At 38.6% G+C, this 14311-nt stretch carries 13 protein-coding genes and 1 other annotated feature (1 of these 14 only partly in view); of the genes, 3 read left to right on the forward strand and 10 right to left on the reverse strand.

The genetic code is table 11. From position 1 onward, the window contains the following. Positions 1 to 4: 4 nt before the first annotated feature. Together pepV and P4V41_RS00895 are read right to left on the reverse strand one after the other, a co-directional pair. The gene (gene pepV / locus P4V41_RS00890; protein WP_328082986.1) at positions 5 to 1411 is read right to left on the reverse strand and encodes a dipeptidase PepV; all 1407 of its coding nucleotides are present in this window, start codon (positions 1409 to 1411) and stop codon (positions 5 to 7) included. Between the two features lie 54 nt (positions 1412 to 1465). Beyond that, positions 1466 to 2473: a potassium channel family protein gene (locus P4V41_RS00895; protein ID WP_328082987.1), complete on the reverse strand. Its 1008-nt coding sequence runs from the start codon at positions 2471 to 2473 to the stop codon at positions 1466 to 1468. A gap of 429 nt (positions 2474 to 2902) precedes the next feature. Between P4V41_RS00895 and P4V41_RS00900 the strand changes: the two genes are divergently transcribed. Beyond that, positions 2903 to 3121 (forward strand): DeoR family transcriptional regulator, encoded by a 219-nt coding sequence (locus tag P4V41_RS00900; RefSeq protein ID WP_066243921.1) that lies wholly within the window; start codon positions 2903 to 2905, stop codon positions 3119 to 3121. 91 nt (positions 3122 to 3212) lie between these two features. Here P4V41_RS00900 and P4V41_RS00905 read toward each other — a convergent pair whose 3' ends face one another. Beyond that, the gene (locus P4V41_RS00905) at positions 3213 to 3848 is read right to left on the reverse strand and encodes a PRC-barrel domain-containing protein (protein ID WP_328082988.1); all 636 of its coding nucleotides are present in this window, start codon (positions 3846 to 3848) and stop codon (positions 3213 to 3215) included. A gap of 41 nt (positions 3849 to 3889) precedes the next feature. Beyond that, complete coding sequence (locus P4V41_RS00910) at positions 3890 to 4618, reverse strand: pseudouridine synthase (RefSeq protein WP_328082989.1); 729 nt, start codon at positions 4616 to 4618, stop codon at positions 3890 to 3892. Positions 4619 to 4721: 103 nt separating this feature from the next. On the opposite strand from P4V41_RS00910, the gene P4V41_RS00915 reads away from it, so the two are divergent. Next, positions 4722 to 5156 (forward strand): DUF6884 domain-containing protein, encoded by a 435-nt coding sequence (locus P4V41_RS00915; protein ID WP_328082990.1) that lies wholly within the window; start codon positions 4722 to 4724, stop codon positions 5154 to 5156. 51 nt (positions 5157 to 5207) lie between these two features. Here the strand turns inward: P4V41_RS00915 and P4V41_RS00920 are convergent, their stop codons facing one another. Further along, complete coding sequence (locus P4V41_RS00920) at positions 5208 to 6815, reverse strand: polysaccharide biosynthesis protein (protein ID WP_328082991.1); 1608 nt, start codon at positions 6813 to 6815, stop codon at positions 5208 to 5210. A 184-nt stretch (positions 6816 to 6999) separates the two neighbouring features. Between P4V41_RS00920 and P4V41_RS00925 the strand changes: the two genes are divergently transcribed. Next, a complete protein-coding gene (locus tag P4V41_RS00925) occupies positions 7000 to 8262 on the forward strand; it encodes an NAD(P)/FAD-dependent oxidoreductase (RefSeq protein ID WP_328082992.1) in 1263 nt (420 codons plus the stop codon). 63 nt (positions 8263 to 8325) lie between these two features. Here the strand turns inward: P4V41_RS00925 and P4V41_RS00930 are convergent, their stop codons facing one another. The 5 genes from P4V41_RS00930 to leuS all read right to left on the reverse strand — a co-directional run bounded on the left by P4V41_RS00930 (position 8326) and on the right by leuS (position 14232). After that, positions 8326 to 8529, reverse strand: coding sequence for a sporulation protein Cse60 (locus tag P4V41_RS00930; protein WP_328082993.1), 204 nt, complete (start codon positions 8527 to 8529; stop codon positions 8326 to 8328). 88 nt (positions 8530 to 8617) lie between these two features. After that, on the reverse strand, positions 8618 to 9253 hold the full coding sequence (locus tag P4V41_RS00935; RefSeq protein WP_328082994.1) for an SDR family oxidoreductase: 636 nt from the start codon (positions 9251 to 9253) through the stop codon (positions 8618 to 8620). A 187-nt stretch (positions 9254 to 9440) separates the two neighbouring features. Then, positions 9441 to 11360 (reverse strand): putative bifunctional diguanylate cyclase/phosphodiesterase, encoded by a 1920-nt coding sequence (locus P4V41_RS00940; RefSeq protein ID WP_328082995.1) that lies wholly within the window; start codon positions 11358 to 11360, stop codon positions 9441 to 9443. Between the two features lie 130 nt (positions 11361 to 11490). Next, positions 11491 to 11796 carry a rhodanese-like domain-containing protein gene (locus tag P4V41_RS00945; protein WP_328082996.1) on the reverse strand — a complete coding sequence of 102 codons (306 nt, stop codon included), beginning with the start codon at positions 11794 to 11796 and terminating at the stop codon, positions 11491 to 11493. Between the two features lie 15 nt (positions 11797 to 11811). After that, on the reverse strand, positions 11812 to 14232 hold the full coding sequence (gene leuS / locus P4V41_RS00950; protein ID WP_328082997.1) for a leucine--tRNA ligase: 2421 nt from the start codon (positions 14230 to 14232) through the stop codon (positions 11812 to 11814). 63 nt (positions 14233 to 14295) lie between these two features. Beyond that, positions 14296 to 14311: a binding site (T-box leader), on the reverse strand (it continues 212 nt past the right edge of the window).

A 14311-nucleotide genomic window follows, 5' to 3' on the forward strand; every position in this document is an offset into this window, starting at 1 on the left:
CTTGCTATTTAGCTAGTTCGTAAATCGCTTGAGCGTATATGGCAGCAGCAAGAAGTAAATCCTCTACAAACATGTGTTCATCCTTTTGATGAGCCACATCTTCTCGCCCAGGGAACAACGCTCCAAAAGCAACTCCTGTTTCCAATGACCGAGCATAAGTACCACCGCCAATAGCCATCAACTCACCTTTTTTCCCGGTTTGATCTTCGTAAACCTTTTGAAGTGTTTGAATCAATGGGTGACTTTCTTCAACATAGTTAGGTGGGTTGTTTTCAATAATTCTCACCGACCAATGATCAGTCTTCGCTCTTGTCGATAAAGCATTTTCGATTTTCTTGCTATCATGTGTAACTGGATAGCGTATATTTAACCCTACTTTTCCGCCTTTTGCTTGATCATACGACAGGATTCCCGCATTGACTGTTAGCTTACCGCTCGCCTCATCTTCTGCAGCGATATCTAGTTTATTTCCAGTATATTCGCCTGTAAGTTCGTCCAACAAGCGAAGAAATGACTTAGCGTTTCCAGTGAAAGGAAGAGAGTTCAAGAATTCACCAAGAATAAGACCTGCATTCTTACCCATATCTGGTGTACTACCATGTGCAGATTTGCCTTTAACTTTTAGAGTTAAAGCATCACCTTCGATTTGAGCTTGATATTCTATTTCAGATTTCTCACCAAATGCTTCAAATGAAAGTTGAATTTCGTCTAAATCGCTTCCTTGAATTTTAGACTCCGCGTAATCTGGAACCATATTTAAACGTTGACCCGATTTAAAAGAAAGCAATTGAAGGCCACTTGTTTCTTCCTTTTGATTGTTGTCTAGGCGAAACTCTACGTCAAAGATACCTTTTTCTGCAGAGATGATCGGAAAATCTGCATCGGGTGCAAAGCCAATCGCTGGCATTTTTTCTTTCGTAAAGTAATGTCTCACACATCGCCAGTTGCTTTCTTCATCACAACCAATGATCATGCGGACTTTCTTCGAGAGTGGAAGCTTTAATTCCTGGATGATTTTCATACCATAAAAAGCTGCCATTGTAGGTCCTTTATCATCAATTGCACCTCGTGCAAAGATCTTCCCATCTTTCACTTCTGCTCCAAAAGGCTCTACAGACCAGCCGTCACCGGGTGGTACTACGTCAACATGACATAGAACACCTACGATGTCGTCTCCACTTCCAATCTCGATGTGACCGGCATATCCATCCACATTTTTTACAATCATTCCACTTTCTTTGCCAAGGTCTAACATATAAGACAAAGCTTTTTCTATTTCCGGACCAAATGGAGCTCCTTCTTTGGCATTTTCTTCATCGAGCAGACTAGGAATACGTAGTAAGCCTTGTGAATCCTCCATAAGGTCTTTCTTTCTCAGTTCAACTTCTTCTTTCCAATTGATCTGATTCATCACTTACATCCTTTCAAAAGAAATTGTTCATTACGATTATCTTTTCAATCACCGTTATATGATTGATTCGTATTCATCTTTGCTGCAGATAATATAGAGACGTGCATCATCAGGAATTGTCTGATCCAACTTTTTGTTAATCGAAAGATCGTTGCCGTCCGCAATTAGTGTAGCACCCTGTTTCAGCAAACTGTCAAAAGCGTCTTTATACGTTACCCATTCTGATCGTTTTCGCACCTCAAATAAATTTTCTCCTTCTTTATGAGAAAGAAGCTGTGTGTAGATTTCTGTAATACCTTTAGAAAAGGCGGATCGCACAGCCATACGGGAAACGGTTTCGTGACTTAAGACAAACTCATCTACTTTAGCATGCCTAAAGTTTTTAATATGTTCCTCTTTTTTGATTTCAACCGTACTATGTATGTGTGGAGTTAAGCGTTCTACGGATGTGACAATCAAAAGAGTTTTTCCATCAGCGAGTGCTGAATCATGAATTGAATCATCTGAAAACACAAGTACTGATTTTGCTTCTTTTAAGTTAGCTTGTACGAGAGTGCCTTCTATAGAGGGATCACCTTGAACGTAATATACATTATGGTGTGTGATCGGTGTAACAGGCAAGTTATCAATAAGTACGATTTCAATATCAGGATGAGTCTCAATAATCTCACTAACCGCATATTTTGCTTTTTCAGACCATCCGATAATTACAAAATGATTTCTACCTTTAAAGCTCAATCTTCCTTCCTCCTTACGCTTACGATGAGCGCTTAATGCTTCTACCAGTTTCCCAATAGCCAGACCAGCAATACCGATACCGATTAAAAAGATAAAGATCGCATAGATTCTACCTGCTGTGGTTACTGGATAATAATCACCATAACCGACTGTAGTAACAGTGGTCATTACATACCACAGGGCGTCAAACCAGTTAGGGAATGTTTTTGGCTCTAAAAAATGCATAACGACTGACGAAAAGATAACGATAAAAAAGGTAAACGAAAAAATTCCCAACTTATTCAAAACGATAAGTTTATTCATCAGCTTTTGTAATATATACACCTCATCGCTCCTAACGCAATATAGTTTTTAATGACCTTATTATTGTACCTTATTCCCACTAAAAAGGTTAGATGAATTGGCTTACTCGGGATTTATGGGGTATTGACAAATAGATATTTTAGTGTATAATTGTGCCAAACAGGAGGTGTTGTGTGGGTTAACCAACAATTTTCCTCTATATCTTTATATTTAGGATCATATGTTCGTTATGAGGTTTTGCTGCCTAGCCGCACAGACATCTTTTTGAACGTTTCTACTACATCTAATGGCTTAAGCAGCGGAGAACCGATACGGATTCTTCGCTATTTTTTTTAAAAAGGATGGGTCTTAAGAATTAAAAAGAATGTAATACAACGTTCATATTTCATTAACTTTAGACTGGTATCATATAGTGTGTTAACAACTATCTAAATAACAAGGAGTGGTTTTTTGAGTCCTTCAACTGACAGAATGTTGAATCGTGTGAAAGCCCTGTATTTGTTTATTCGCAAGAAAGGTACTGTAACAACACGAGAACTAGTTGAAGAATTTGGAACTACGCAGCGTACCATCCAGAGAGATCTTAACGTCCTCTCTTATAACAATTTAGTAACCAGTCCTGCCCGAGGTATGTGGGAAACAACAGGAAAAAAAGTAAAAGTATCTTAAAAAGATAAAATAAAATTTCGGATAAGTTCTTACATTAAATAATCCCCGCTAATTAATTAGCGGGGACTTTTTTTGTTATTAACAAATCATTTTAAAGTTCATCCTTGTTGTCTTTTAAGAGCAGATCAGGCGTTCTTTCAATATTCCATTCACGGTTTTCCCAATTTGGCGTTCCTGAAACTGGCATATACTTATCATCTTGCCCAAATAAATTTTTCCAAAATCCTTCCGAAAGAGAAAAACCGATGATTTGCTGACGATCTGTATCAATGATTAAATCTTTTATCTTTCCGATTTTTTCACCATCTTGATCGATAACAGTCCAATCTTTTATAGCCATATAAGAATAACACTCTTTAGGTTCATCTCTTTGTAACTCATTTCCAGAAAAAACGAGTTTATCTTCATCAAATTCTTTTACTTGATGCCAAGGGATAAAAAAGGTTTCTTTCGTATAGTTCTGATTAGCAGCAAGATTGGAATTTCCTGTAAATGGAGTATGTTGTGTACCGATGCCTGAAGTGGCAGCTACTACTGTTTCCATATGTTTATCTGAGGGAATCTCTTCACGCTGATTAATTCCGTTGTCAACGGTGTACGTAAAATAACATAAACGATGGTCGTACATATTAAATAAAATATCGTTGATCTTATGCTCAGTTTGTTCAGTCGATGTCATATAATTTTGAGCTTTTGCACCCATTAACTTTTCTGCAGATAATTTCATAGGTATACATCTCCTTTTTATTGGAAGATACCCCTTAAATATTATTCAAAAACATCCTCTTTTACAGAAAGTAAGGTTAGTTCTTCTTCTGTAAGCTCTCGATACATTCCAAACTCTAGCGTTTCATCAAGCTTAAGTTGGCCCATCTGAATTCGTTTTAAGTAAACGACCTTTCTACCGATTGACTCAAACATTCTTTTTACTTGATGAAACTTCCCTTCAGTTATCGTTAGCTCGATCTCAGATTCTTTGTCATTATTGGTTAGGATTTTTAAAGAGGCAGGCTTTGTTTTATACCCATCATCTAAGATGACACCTTCTTTAAAGCTTTCGAATGCATCGTCTGGTATCGATCCATTGATTTTGGCGTAATACGTCTTAGGAACATGTTTTTTGGGTGATAACAAAGAGTGTGACAACTGGCCATCATTAGTCAAGATCAATAATCCTTCTGTATCAATATCTAATCTTCCAACAGGGAACGGTTCAAAATTCTGATCTTCCATATAAAGCAGATCAATTACCGTTTCGTGCCTAGAGTCCTCAGTCGCTGAAATTACTCCTTGAGGCTTATTCATCATCAAGTAGATAAACTCCTTATATACAGCTTCTTCACCATGCACCATTACACGATCAAGATCAGGTTTCGCTTGAGTTTTTGCATCCTTTATAATAACACCGTTCAACGTAACTGCACCTGATTTTAATAGTTGTTTTACCTCTTTTCTGCTTCCATAACCTGTATTTGATAACCATTTATCAATTCTCATAATAAAACCTCCTAAATTAATGATCTTTTTTTCCTATATTATTGTAAAAAATTGATTGATTTTTGAAGAAACAGGGTAGTTTAGTACTATAGGAGGAATTGGAATGAAAAGGAAAATAGGTCTTCTAGCAACTGCACGAAAAAAAGCATCTACCCCTTCTGCAGCTATAGATTTATACATAAGTCCCTTATTCGTTAAGTCTGTTCAATACGCACAAGACCATTATGATGATTTTTACTTTTTTAGTGCAAAAGAAGGACTAGTAACGAAAGACCAATACATTGAACCGTATAATGTTTCTATCAAAAATTTTAAGACATCTGAAAAACGGGAATGGGCTCATCACGTTATTCAAGACCTTGAACAAATCATCAAGCCCTCTCAATGTAAGATTTATATTCATGGTGGTTGGGTATACCGAGAATTTTTACAGCCCGCGCTTGAAAGAGCAGGTTTTCAATTTGAAGTCCCGCTCGAAGGCTACAGTATCGGTAATCAACTTAAATGGTACGATGAACAGAATAATCAGAGTAAATAAAGACTATCGCAGAAAAAGAAGGCCTATAATCAGCCTTCTTTTTTCTTATGCTTATTTTCTGCGTTTCAAGAAAGGAATGCGATCTCCTAATATGATATTTAATAGTCCTGATCGGTGACTTAAGAACACGTACACCGCTCCACCAGTTAAAATACCCATCGTTAATGTAATGATCGTATCAAACCTTGTTTCTGCCTCTCCTAAAAGCGTGGATACAATCATAACGGTAACTGCCATCGCTGCACAAAATAACGTGATCAGAACAGCTCTTCGATATACCCACTTAAATGAGAATCCGCTGTATTTTTTGATGATATACAGATTAAACAAGATAGAAAGTGTATATCCGATGTCTGTCGCAATGACAGAGCCAGTCCCACCGAACAGCAATAATAAAGGCTTGTTTAATATTAATTTTGCTAAAAAGCCAGCGGATAAACTGATAAACGCATAACGTTGCTGATTAAGCCCTTGTAGTATTGCTGCCGTAACTGTAAACATCGCAAACCATAACGCAGTCGGCGCGTACCATTGAAGATAATAACCACCGGTTTCCATAGACGATAACCCAAAAAGTGCTCCATATGCAGGATACGCAAGTACCGTTAACCCGATCGCTGCTGGTGCAGTTAAGAACAGCACCATCTGAAACGTTTGCGTGATCTGTTTGTGAAGAATTTCATCATCGTTTTGAGTAAAAGATTTCGTAATCACAGGTATTAAGGTTAGTGCAAGAGCAGTTGCTAATGATACGGGAATCATAACAAGCTTATGGGCGATTTGTGTGATGATGGCAAATACTGATTCCGCTTCTTTTAGTGTATAATCTAGACTTTTATCAAGCGTGTTAACGATCGTAAACTGATCTACCATCTGATAGAGCGGTATAGCTAGACCAACAGCTACAAACGGAATCGCATATTTAATCGTTTCCTTATATATATCTTTTAAGGATATATCTGCAACAGGTTTACTTTCTCTATACATCTTGTCCAGATGCGGTTTTCTTTTTATCCAATACCAGATAAGAACGGCTAAGCCTGCGATTGCACCTAGTGTAGCTGCAAATGTAGAAAGCGCGACGGCTGTAGTGATTTCCCCGTTCATTAGAGAGATTACGACGAAACTTCCAACCAAGATGAACACAATTCGAACGATCTGTTCAACGACTTGCGACACCGCTGTTGGCCCCATTGATTGAAAGCCTTGGAAATAACCGCGAATCAGACTCATGGAAGGAACTACGATCAAAGCAGTACTTACCATCCGAATAACTAAAGTAATATCTTCGATGCTGTTACCTTGTCCACCCTTTTCATCAATGATCTGATTAGCAAGTATAGGCGCTAACATATACAAGATGACAAAAGCTAGAGTCCCTGTCAGTGTCATGACGAGAAGACCGGATTTCAGCAATTTTCTTCCTGCTGCATAATCTCCTAATGCATTATATTTAGAAACAAATTTGGAAACAGCAAGTGGAACCCCCATTGTGGAAATACTAAGTAATATGGTATATGGAATATAAGCATAGCCGTATAGAGCCATACCTTGTTCTTCTACTAGATTTGTAAATGGAATTACAAAGATCAATCCGATGAATTTTGAGAAAAACGTCGCAGCGGATAAAATCAATGTTCCACGAAGTAATCGAGACAACTATTTTCAGCTCCTACTAATCATCCTAAAAAACATTATTGATATTGTATCACATTAAAAGCGGATGTAACCTACTTTAACTTTTTGCAAAAAAGTAAGGATTATGAAACTTATAGTCTTTTTGATTAAGCTATGCTATTGTATGAAATGATTTTTATTGAACGTATAAGAAAGTTGGGATCGTATGATTTATGATTGTATAGTGATCGGCGGTGGACCCTCTGGCCTGATGGCGAGTGTAGGTGCTGCTACCAATGGTGCTCGTGTACTATTAATTGATAAAGGAGAAAAGCTAGGTCGTAAACTTGCAATTTCGGGTGGAGGACGTTGTAACGTCACAAACCGTTTGCCTGTCGAAGAAATTATTAAACACATTCCAGGTAACGGCCGTTTTTTATACAGTGCCTTTTCCGTTTTTAACAACGAAGACATTATTCAATTTTTTGAAGGACTAGGAATTCAATTGAAGGAAGAAGACCATGGACGGATGTTTCCAGTTACTAATAAAGCGACTGATGTTGTTGCTGCCCTTTTACAAAAAATAAAGCAGCTTGGTGTTACGATGCGAACGAACACCCCTGTAAAAACGATACATTTTGGAGAAGATATTCATGAGATCATTCTCCATAGCGGAGAAGTAATTCAAACGAAGTCGATCGTAATCGCCGTAGGTGGCAAATCTGTTCCACATACGGGATCCACAGGGGATGGTTATGCATGGGCAAAGAAAGCAGGGCACACAATCACAGAGCTCTATCCGACTGAGGTTCCCATCACTTCTAATGAACTCTTCATCAAACAAAAGACCTTACAAGGTATCTCGTTAAGAAATGTTGCACTCTCTGTCTGGAATCCAAAAGGCAAGATGATCAAGGCCCATCAGATGGACATGATCTTTACTCATTTTGGAGTATCCGGACCTGCAGCATTGCGGTGCAGTCAATATGTAGTCAAAGCGTTGAAGAAGTTCGATGTACCCTCTATCGAGATGAGAATTGATTCGTTTCCAGATGAAAATGAAGAAACATTGCTTAATTCCCTGCAGAAAAGAATAGATTCTGAACCTAAAAAAGCCTTTAAAAATGTACTTAAAGGATTGCTTCCAGAAAAGTTTCTTCACTTTTTAATCGAACGCGCTGAGATTGATGGTGACTCCATTGCTGATCAAGTATCCAAACAATACCTTCGTCAGCTTGTTGCACAAATGAAGAGTTTCTCTTTTTCGGTTAACGGTACGTTATCTATCGAAAAAGCTTTCGTTACAGGAGGCGGCGTTTCAGTTAAAGAAATCGCACCTCAAACGATGGCATCTAAGAAACAAGAAGGCTTATTCTTCTGTGGTGAAATCTTAGATCTGCACGGATACACAGGTGGTTATAATATAACCGTTGCTTTTGTAACAGGAAATATTGCGGGAACTAACGCAGCTTACCATGCATTGAGCTAAGCTAGAGCTAGAGCCTTACAAAATACGAGGAGTGACAACCAACATAGTGGTTGCTGCTCTTCTTTATTTAGGAGAACTTATTTTTTTATAGATGATCATTGCTGAAAAAGAAAACATCGTATCATCCTCTGAGTGCACATTATCACATACGGCTATTTGATACTTGATATCCACAATATTTTCAGGAGGAACGATACTCAAGAACTCATTCAAAGCGTTCTCTAAATCCTCTTCATGATCTTCATCAAAGACTTTTACTTGAATCATAAAAAGCATCCCCTTTTAGCCAAGAGTTTTGATACTCTTTCGGCCTTCGGAGATGCTTATCCTTTGTTGTGTTTTGACTAGTTTTGTCTTACAGATTTTCAAGAGCCGTTTGGATAGGTACCTCACCTTCAATCAATTCAAAGACTTTGTGTTTAACTTTTTCATTTCCAAGGCATGCTGCAAGTGTTCTTGCTACATCTGCTCGAGGGATAGATCCGCGCTCGTTCAGTTTTTCTTTGGCTTGGATCATTCCCATTCCATCTTCATCTGTTAGCGCACCTGGACGCAAGATCGTATAATTCAATGTGCTGTTAATCAATTCTTGATCGGCTTTTCCTTTTGCCTCTAAATAATGCTGAAGTCCTTCTGGTCCTTTTTCAGGAGTGTCTGCACCAACCGAACTTACTAGAATGAATTGTTTCACTTTATATTTTTCCGCTAATTGTATGGACTTTACCGCTCCTTCATAATCTACAGCGTCCGTGTTCTCGGGTCCTGTATGACCACCAGAACCAGCAGTGAAGATGACAGCTTCAATCCCATCATAAACATGTTCAAAATCCTGTTCCAAATCACCTAAAACGGCAGTAATATTCTCATGCTGAAAATGATCTTGCTGTTCTTTCTTTCTCACCATCGCTTTTACAGAGTGTTCTTGATCAGCTAGTATGTTAGACGTCATTTTACCAATATTACCGTTCGCTCCGATCACTAATACATTCACTACATATCCACTCCTTCTATTTGTCTACTTATGTAGTGTTTCACGAAATGAAGTTAATAAAACATTTAGTTGTGTAATTGAAGTATTGTTTATGGGTCAAGTTACGAACCTCTTTCGAAAAAAGAGACTTGATAATCAATTGAAAAGCTTAAAACATCGTTTTAACCACGGTGTTTTAAGCTTTTTGCTAATTCATAACAACATTGTTATGTAATTGTTTTTTGAGTTCATCAGCAGGAAGAGGTTTGAAAAGGTGATAGCCTTGTCCGTATACACACCCTTGTTCGATTAAAAAATCAATCTGCTCACGGCTTTCGATCCCTTCAGCAATTACACTAAAATCAAGATTGTGTCCCATATCAATTATCGTTTTTACAATCGCTCCTGCTTTTGAATCTGTTAAGATATCATCAATAAACATCTTATCAATCTTTAATGTATCGACAGGCAATTGTCTCAAATACGTTAAAGAGGAGTAACCTGTACCAAAGTCATCGACTGATATGCGAATTCCTTTTGCTCTTAAAGAATTCAATATAGGGAGAGCTTCCTCCATATTTTGCATCGTCGTACTTTCAGTTATCTCCAACTCCAAAGAAGTAGGAGGAAATTCAGTCTCAGCTAAGATACTTTCCACTCTCTCAATAAAAGCTTCTTCTAATAGCTGTCTAACCGAAATATTTACCGAGATTAAGAGGTCGCTATAACCATTTTTATGCCAACTCACACCTTGCAAACAGGCTTCTCTTAATACCCATTCTCCGATTGGTAGGATCATCCCCGTTTCTTCAGCTATCGGAATAAACTCCGCAGGAGAGATCATCCCTTCATCTTCTTTATTCCAGCGCAATAATGCTTCAACACCTAGAATTTTATTATTACCTATATGAACCAAAGGCTGATAAACGAGAAAGAATTCTTTGTTCGTTAAAGCTCTTCTTAAACCATGCTCGAGATTTAACCTTCTTTCCATCTTCCCATCACGTTGTTCTGCAAAAAATTGATAGTTGTTTCGTCCTTTTTCTTTCGCCTGGTACAAAGCAGAGTCAGCACGTTTTAAGAGTGTTTCACTGTCTGAACCATTCGCTGGATAAGTACTGATACCAATGCTTGGTGTTGTAAATACTTCATGTCCACTCAACTTAAACGGTCTTGTAAAAGCTCGAATGATTTGTTCTGCCTTTTGGTTGATCTCACTGATCTCTGTAAAGTTTAACAAGATCAGAAATTCATCTCCGCCTCTTCTATACACAGTACCGTTATAAGAAACCGTAACCTTTAACAGTTCTGCCACCTTCTGAAGCAACAGATCGCCAAAGCTATGTCCAAGGGTATCATTTAGAACGTTAAACCGATCTAGATCTACATATAAGAGAGCTAGATTTTGATTCTGTAGGTCTGCTTCTATTATTTGTTTTTCTATCGCCTGCATAAAGCCATTACGATTTGGCAGTCCCGTTAATTCATCATAATAAGCCATATGCTCAATCGTAATCTCAGCTCTTTTTCTTTCTGTTATATCAATAAGAATAGAGTTAAAGTCAACTAACTCGCTGTTCGCATTCAAAAAAGGAATTCCTCGATCTTGAATCCAGCGTATTTCACCGTTCGGTTTCATGATTCGATATTCGCTTGTAGTAATCAATCCGCTTTGAATCGCAATGCCTCGGTTTATAATGATCTCATCATCGTCTGGATGAATGACCTTTTTCCATAATTCTGAGTCATCATAAAAAGCTTGCAAAGGATAACCATATAATTTTTCAATCCCAGATGTGATCATAAGTTTATTCGTCTTTAAATTGTGAGACCATATCGCAACATCGATACTGTCGAATATATTTTGAAGCTTCACTCTGCTCGCTTCTAATTCTGCGAACGTTTCTTTGTGATTTGAAATTTCATGCTCTAAATTTATTGCATAGCTATCTTTTACGATTAACATCTTATAAATCAAAATTGCAAAAAGAACGACAATTCCTAGATCGATCCCATACATCAAATAGCTCTGATTGTACATTAATCCAATTGTGCTTACAGTATGTAACGTAAACAAAATCGCTATGATATAGGTCCATTTTTTAGTTTTTGCGTGTTTTAATGGCATTTGTAAGCCTCCAAGGCTAATAAGTATACCCTTTCTATCGGCTGTTTCTTGGAAATTTAAACATTCTTCAATAAAGTAAACTTAAGGATCAAAAAAACTCTCTGCTCAAGTCTTGAGCAGAGAGTTTTTTTTAGTTTTCATTCTTATTATATTCCAACATGCCACCTGTCATATTCTTTACCTTAAATCCATGATCTTGCAGGAAATAAGCTACATTCTCACTGCGTCGTCCGGAACGGCAAACGATGATGTGCTCTTCGTCTTTGTTTATTTCATCTAAACGAACAGGAATCTCACCCATTTTGATATGCGCTGCCTCTGGGATCTTCCCTTCAGCTACTTCTTCATCTTCGCGAACATCAATCAGAGAAATCTTTTTTCCCTCTTGGAGCAATTGTTTTACTTCTGTTGGTGAAATTTCTTTTAACTCTTCCATGAGCATATGCCTCCTTTAATTCGCAACGATATTCACAAGCTTACCTGGAACTGTAATGACTTTGCGAATCGTCTTTCCTTCGATGCTTTGTTGAACTGATTCATCTTTTAGAGCAGCTTCTTCCATGTCGGAGCCGCTGATGTTAGCGGCAATCGTCATCTTCGCTTTAAGTTTGCCGTTAACTTGAACAACAATTTCCACTTCATTCTGGACAAGTTGCGCTTCGTCCCATACTGGCCAAGATGCATATGCGATGCTGCCTTCTCCACCTAGCATTTCCCAAAGCTCTTCACAAATATGCGGAGCGATTGGTGAAAGCATCTTAACAAAACCTTGCATGAGATCCTTTGGAAGAACTTCTTGCTTGTTTGCTTCATTTACAAAAACCATCAATTGTGAAATGGCTGTATTGAAGCGCAGCCCTTCATAATCTTCTGTTACTTTCTTAACCGTCATATGATAGAGACGATTGAAGGCATCTGTGCCCTGTGTATCTTGAATGGAAGGGTTTATCTTCTCTCCATCTTCAGCAAGAAGCAATCTCCAAACACGATCTAGGAATCTGCGCGCCCCGTCTAAACCTGTTGTACTCCATGCGATGGAAGCATCAAGTGGCCCCATGAACATCTCATACAATCGAAGCGTATCGGCACCATGACTTAATACAATCTCATCTGGGTTTACAACGTTCCCTTTAGATTTACTCATCTTTTCATTATTTTCTCCAAGAATCATCCCTTGATTGAAGAGCTTTTGGAAAGGCTCTTTTGTTGGAACGATACCTAGATCATACATAACCTTATGCCAGAAACGAGCATAAAGAAGGTGCAACACTGCGTGCTCCGCACCACCGATATAAATATCAACTGGAAGCCAATGCTTAAGCTTCTCAGGAGATGCTAATTGCTCCTCGTTTTTCGGATCGATATATCGAAGGTAATACCAGCAGCTTCCTGCCCATTGCGGCATCGTATTCGTTTCACGACGTCCTTTCATTCCTGTGTCAGGATCAACAACGTTTACCCACTCTTCAACGTTAGCAAGTGGAGATTCCCCTGTACCAGAAGGTTTGATCTCTTTAACAACTGGTAGAAGAAGAGGAAGTTGATCTTCTGAAACCGTCGACATCGTGCCATCTTCCCAGTGGATGACCGGAATTGGTTCACCCCAATAACGCTGACGTGAGAACAACCAGTCACGAAGACGATACGTGATCTTCTTCTCACCTTTTCCGTTCTGTGATAGCCATTCGTTCATAGTTGCAATCGCTTTTTCTTTCTGCATGCCATTCAAGAAATCTGAATTAACGTGTTCCCCATCACCTGTGTACGCTTCTTCTGCCACATTACCGCCGGCAACCACTTCAGCGATCGGAAGTTCAAACTTAACTGCGAATTCGTGATCACGTTCATCATGAGCAGGAACTGCCATGATTGCTCCAGTTCCATAGCTTGCTAGTACATAGTCTGCAATCCAGATCGGTAATTTAGCACCTGTTACAGGATGAATGGCATATGCCCCTGTAAACACTCCAGATTTTTCTTTTGCAAGTTCTGTACGTTCAAGATCAGACTTTGTTTCTACTTGTCTTTGATAAGCGGTTATTGCCTCTTTTTGATCCTCTGTTACAATTTCGTTTACTAGTTTATTTTCAGGAGCCAAAACTAAGTATGTTGCTCCGAAAAGTGTATCTGGTCGTGTTGTGAACACAGTGATTTTAGAAGAATGTCCATCTACATCAAAGTGAACTTCAGCGCCTTCTGAGCGACCGATCCAGTTTCGTTGCATGTCTTTCAAGCTCTCTGGCCAGTCTAGTTCATCTAGATCTTCTAATAGTCTGTCAGCGTACGCTGTAATCTTAAGCATCCATTGTCTCATAGGTTTACGAACTACAGGATGACCTCCGCGTTCACTTTTCCCATCGATGACTTCTTCGTTTGCAAGTACTGTTCCAAGTGCTTCACACCAGTTCACAGGTACTTCGTCCACATAAGCAAGGCCTTTATTGTAAAGTTGGATAAAGATCCATTGAGTCCACTTGTAATAAGAAGGATCCGTTGTATTTACTTCACGGTCCCAGTCATAAGAGAAACCAAGCTCTTTAATCTGTCTGCGGAACGTGTTAATGTTTGTTTCTGTAAATTCTGCCGGATCGTTTCCTGTATCAAGTGCATACTGTTCTGCAGGAAGTCCGAAAGCATCCCATCCCATTGGATGAAGTACATTATATCCTTGCATACGCTTCATTCTAGATAAAATATCTGTCGCCGTATAACCTTCTGGGTGACCTACATGAAGACCAGCACCTGATGGGTATGGAAACATGTCTAGCGCGTAAAATTTCTTTTTATCATATTCTTCTTTTGTTTGGAACGTTTTGTTCTCATCCCAGAACTGCTGCCACTTTTTCTCGATTGTTTTGTGGTTATAATACATAACCGATCCTCCTTAAAAAACTGTACTTTTAAAAAAACAAAAAACCTCCCGCCCCTAATAAACATTAGGGACGAAAGGT

The sequence above is a fragment of the Fictibacillus nanhaiensis genome (genome assembly GCF_036213205.1).
Classification (GTDB): domain Bacteria; phylum Bacillota; class Bacilli; order Bacillales; family Fictibacillaceae; genus Fictibacillus; species Fictibacillus nanhaiensis_E.

What these genes read in the sequence shown, in the direction of transcription:
- pepV (WP_328082986.1), bottom strand. Translation starts at nt 1,411, where the DNA reads ATGAATCAGATCAATTGGAAAGAAGAAGTTGAACTGAGAAAGAAAGAC.
- P4V41_RS00905 (WP_328082988.1), bottom strand. Translation starts at nt 3,848, where the DNA reads ATGAAATTATCTGCAGAAAAGTTAATGGGTGCAAAAGCTCAAAATTAT.
- P4V41_RS00910 (WP_328082989.1), bottom strand. Translation starts at nt 4,618, where the DNA reads ATGAGAATTGATAAATGGTTATCAAATACAGGTTATGGAAGCAGAAAA.
- P4V41_RS00915 (WP_328082990.1), top strand. Translation starts at nt 4,722, where the DNA reads ATGAAAAGGAAAATAGGTCTTCTAGCAACTGCACGAAAAAAAGCATCT.
- P4V41_RS00925 (WP_328082992.1), top strand. Translation starts at nt 7,000, where the DNA reads ATGATTTATGATTGTATAGTGATCGGCGGTGGACCCTCTGGCCTGATG.
- P4V41_RS00930 (WP_328082993.1), bottom strand. Translation starts at nt 8,529, where the DNA reads ATGATTCAAGTAAAAGTCTTTGATGAAGATCATGAAGAGGATTTAGAG.
- P4V41_RS00940 (WP_328082995.1), bottom strand. Translation starts at nt 11,360, where the DNA reads ATGCCATTAAAACACGCAAAAACTAAAAAATGGACCTATATCATAGCG.
- P4V41_RS00945 (WP_328082996.1), bottom strand. Translation starts at nt 11,796, where the DNA reads ATGGAAGAGTTAAAAGAAATTTCACCAACAGAAGTAAAACAATTGCTC.
- leuS (WP_328082997.1), bottom strand. Translation starts at nt 14,232, where the DNA reads ATGTATTATAACCACAAAACAATCGAGAAAAAGTGGCAGCAGTTCTGG.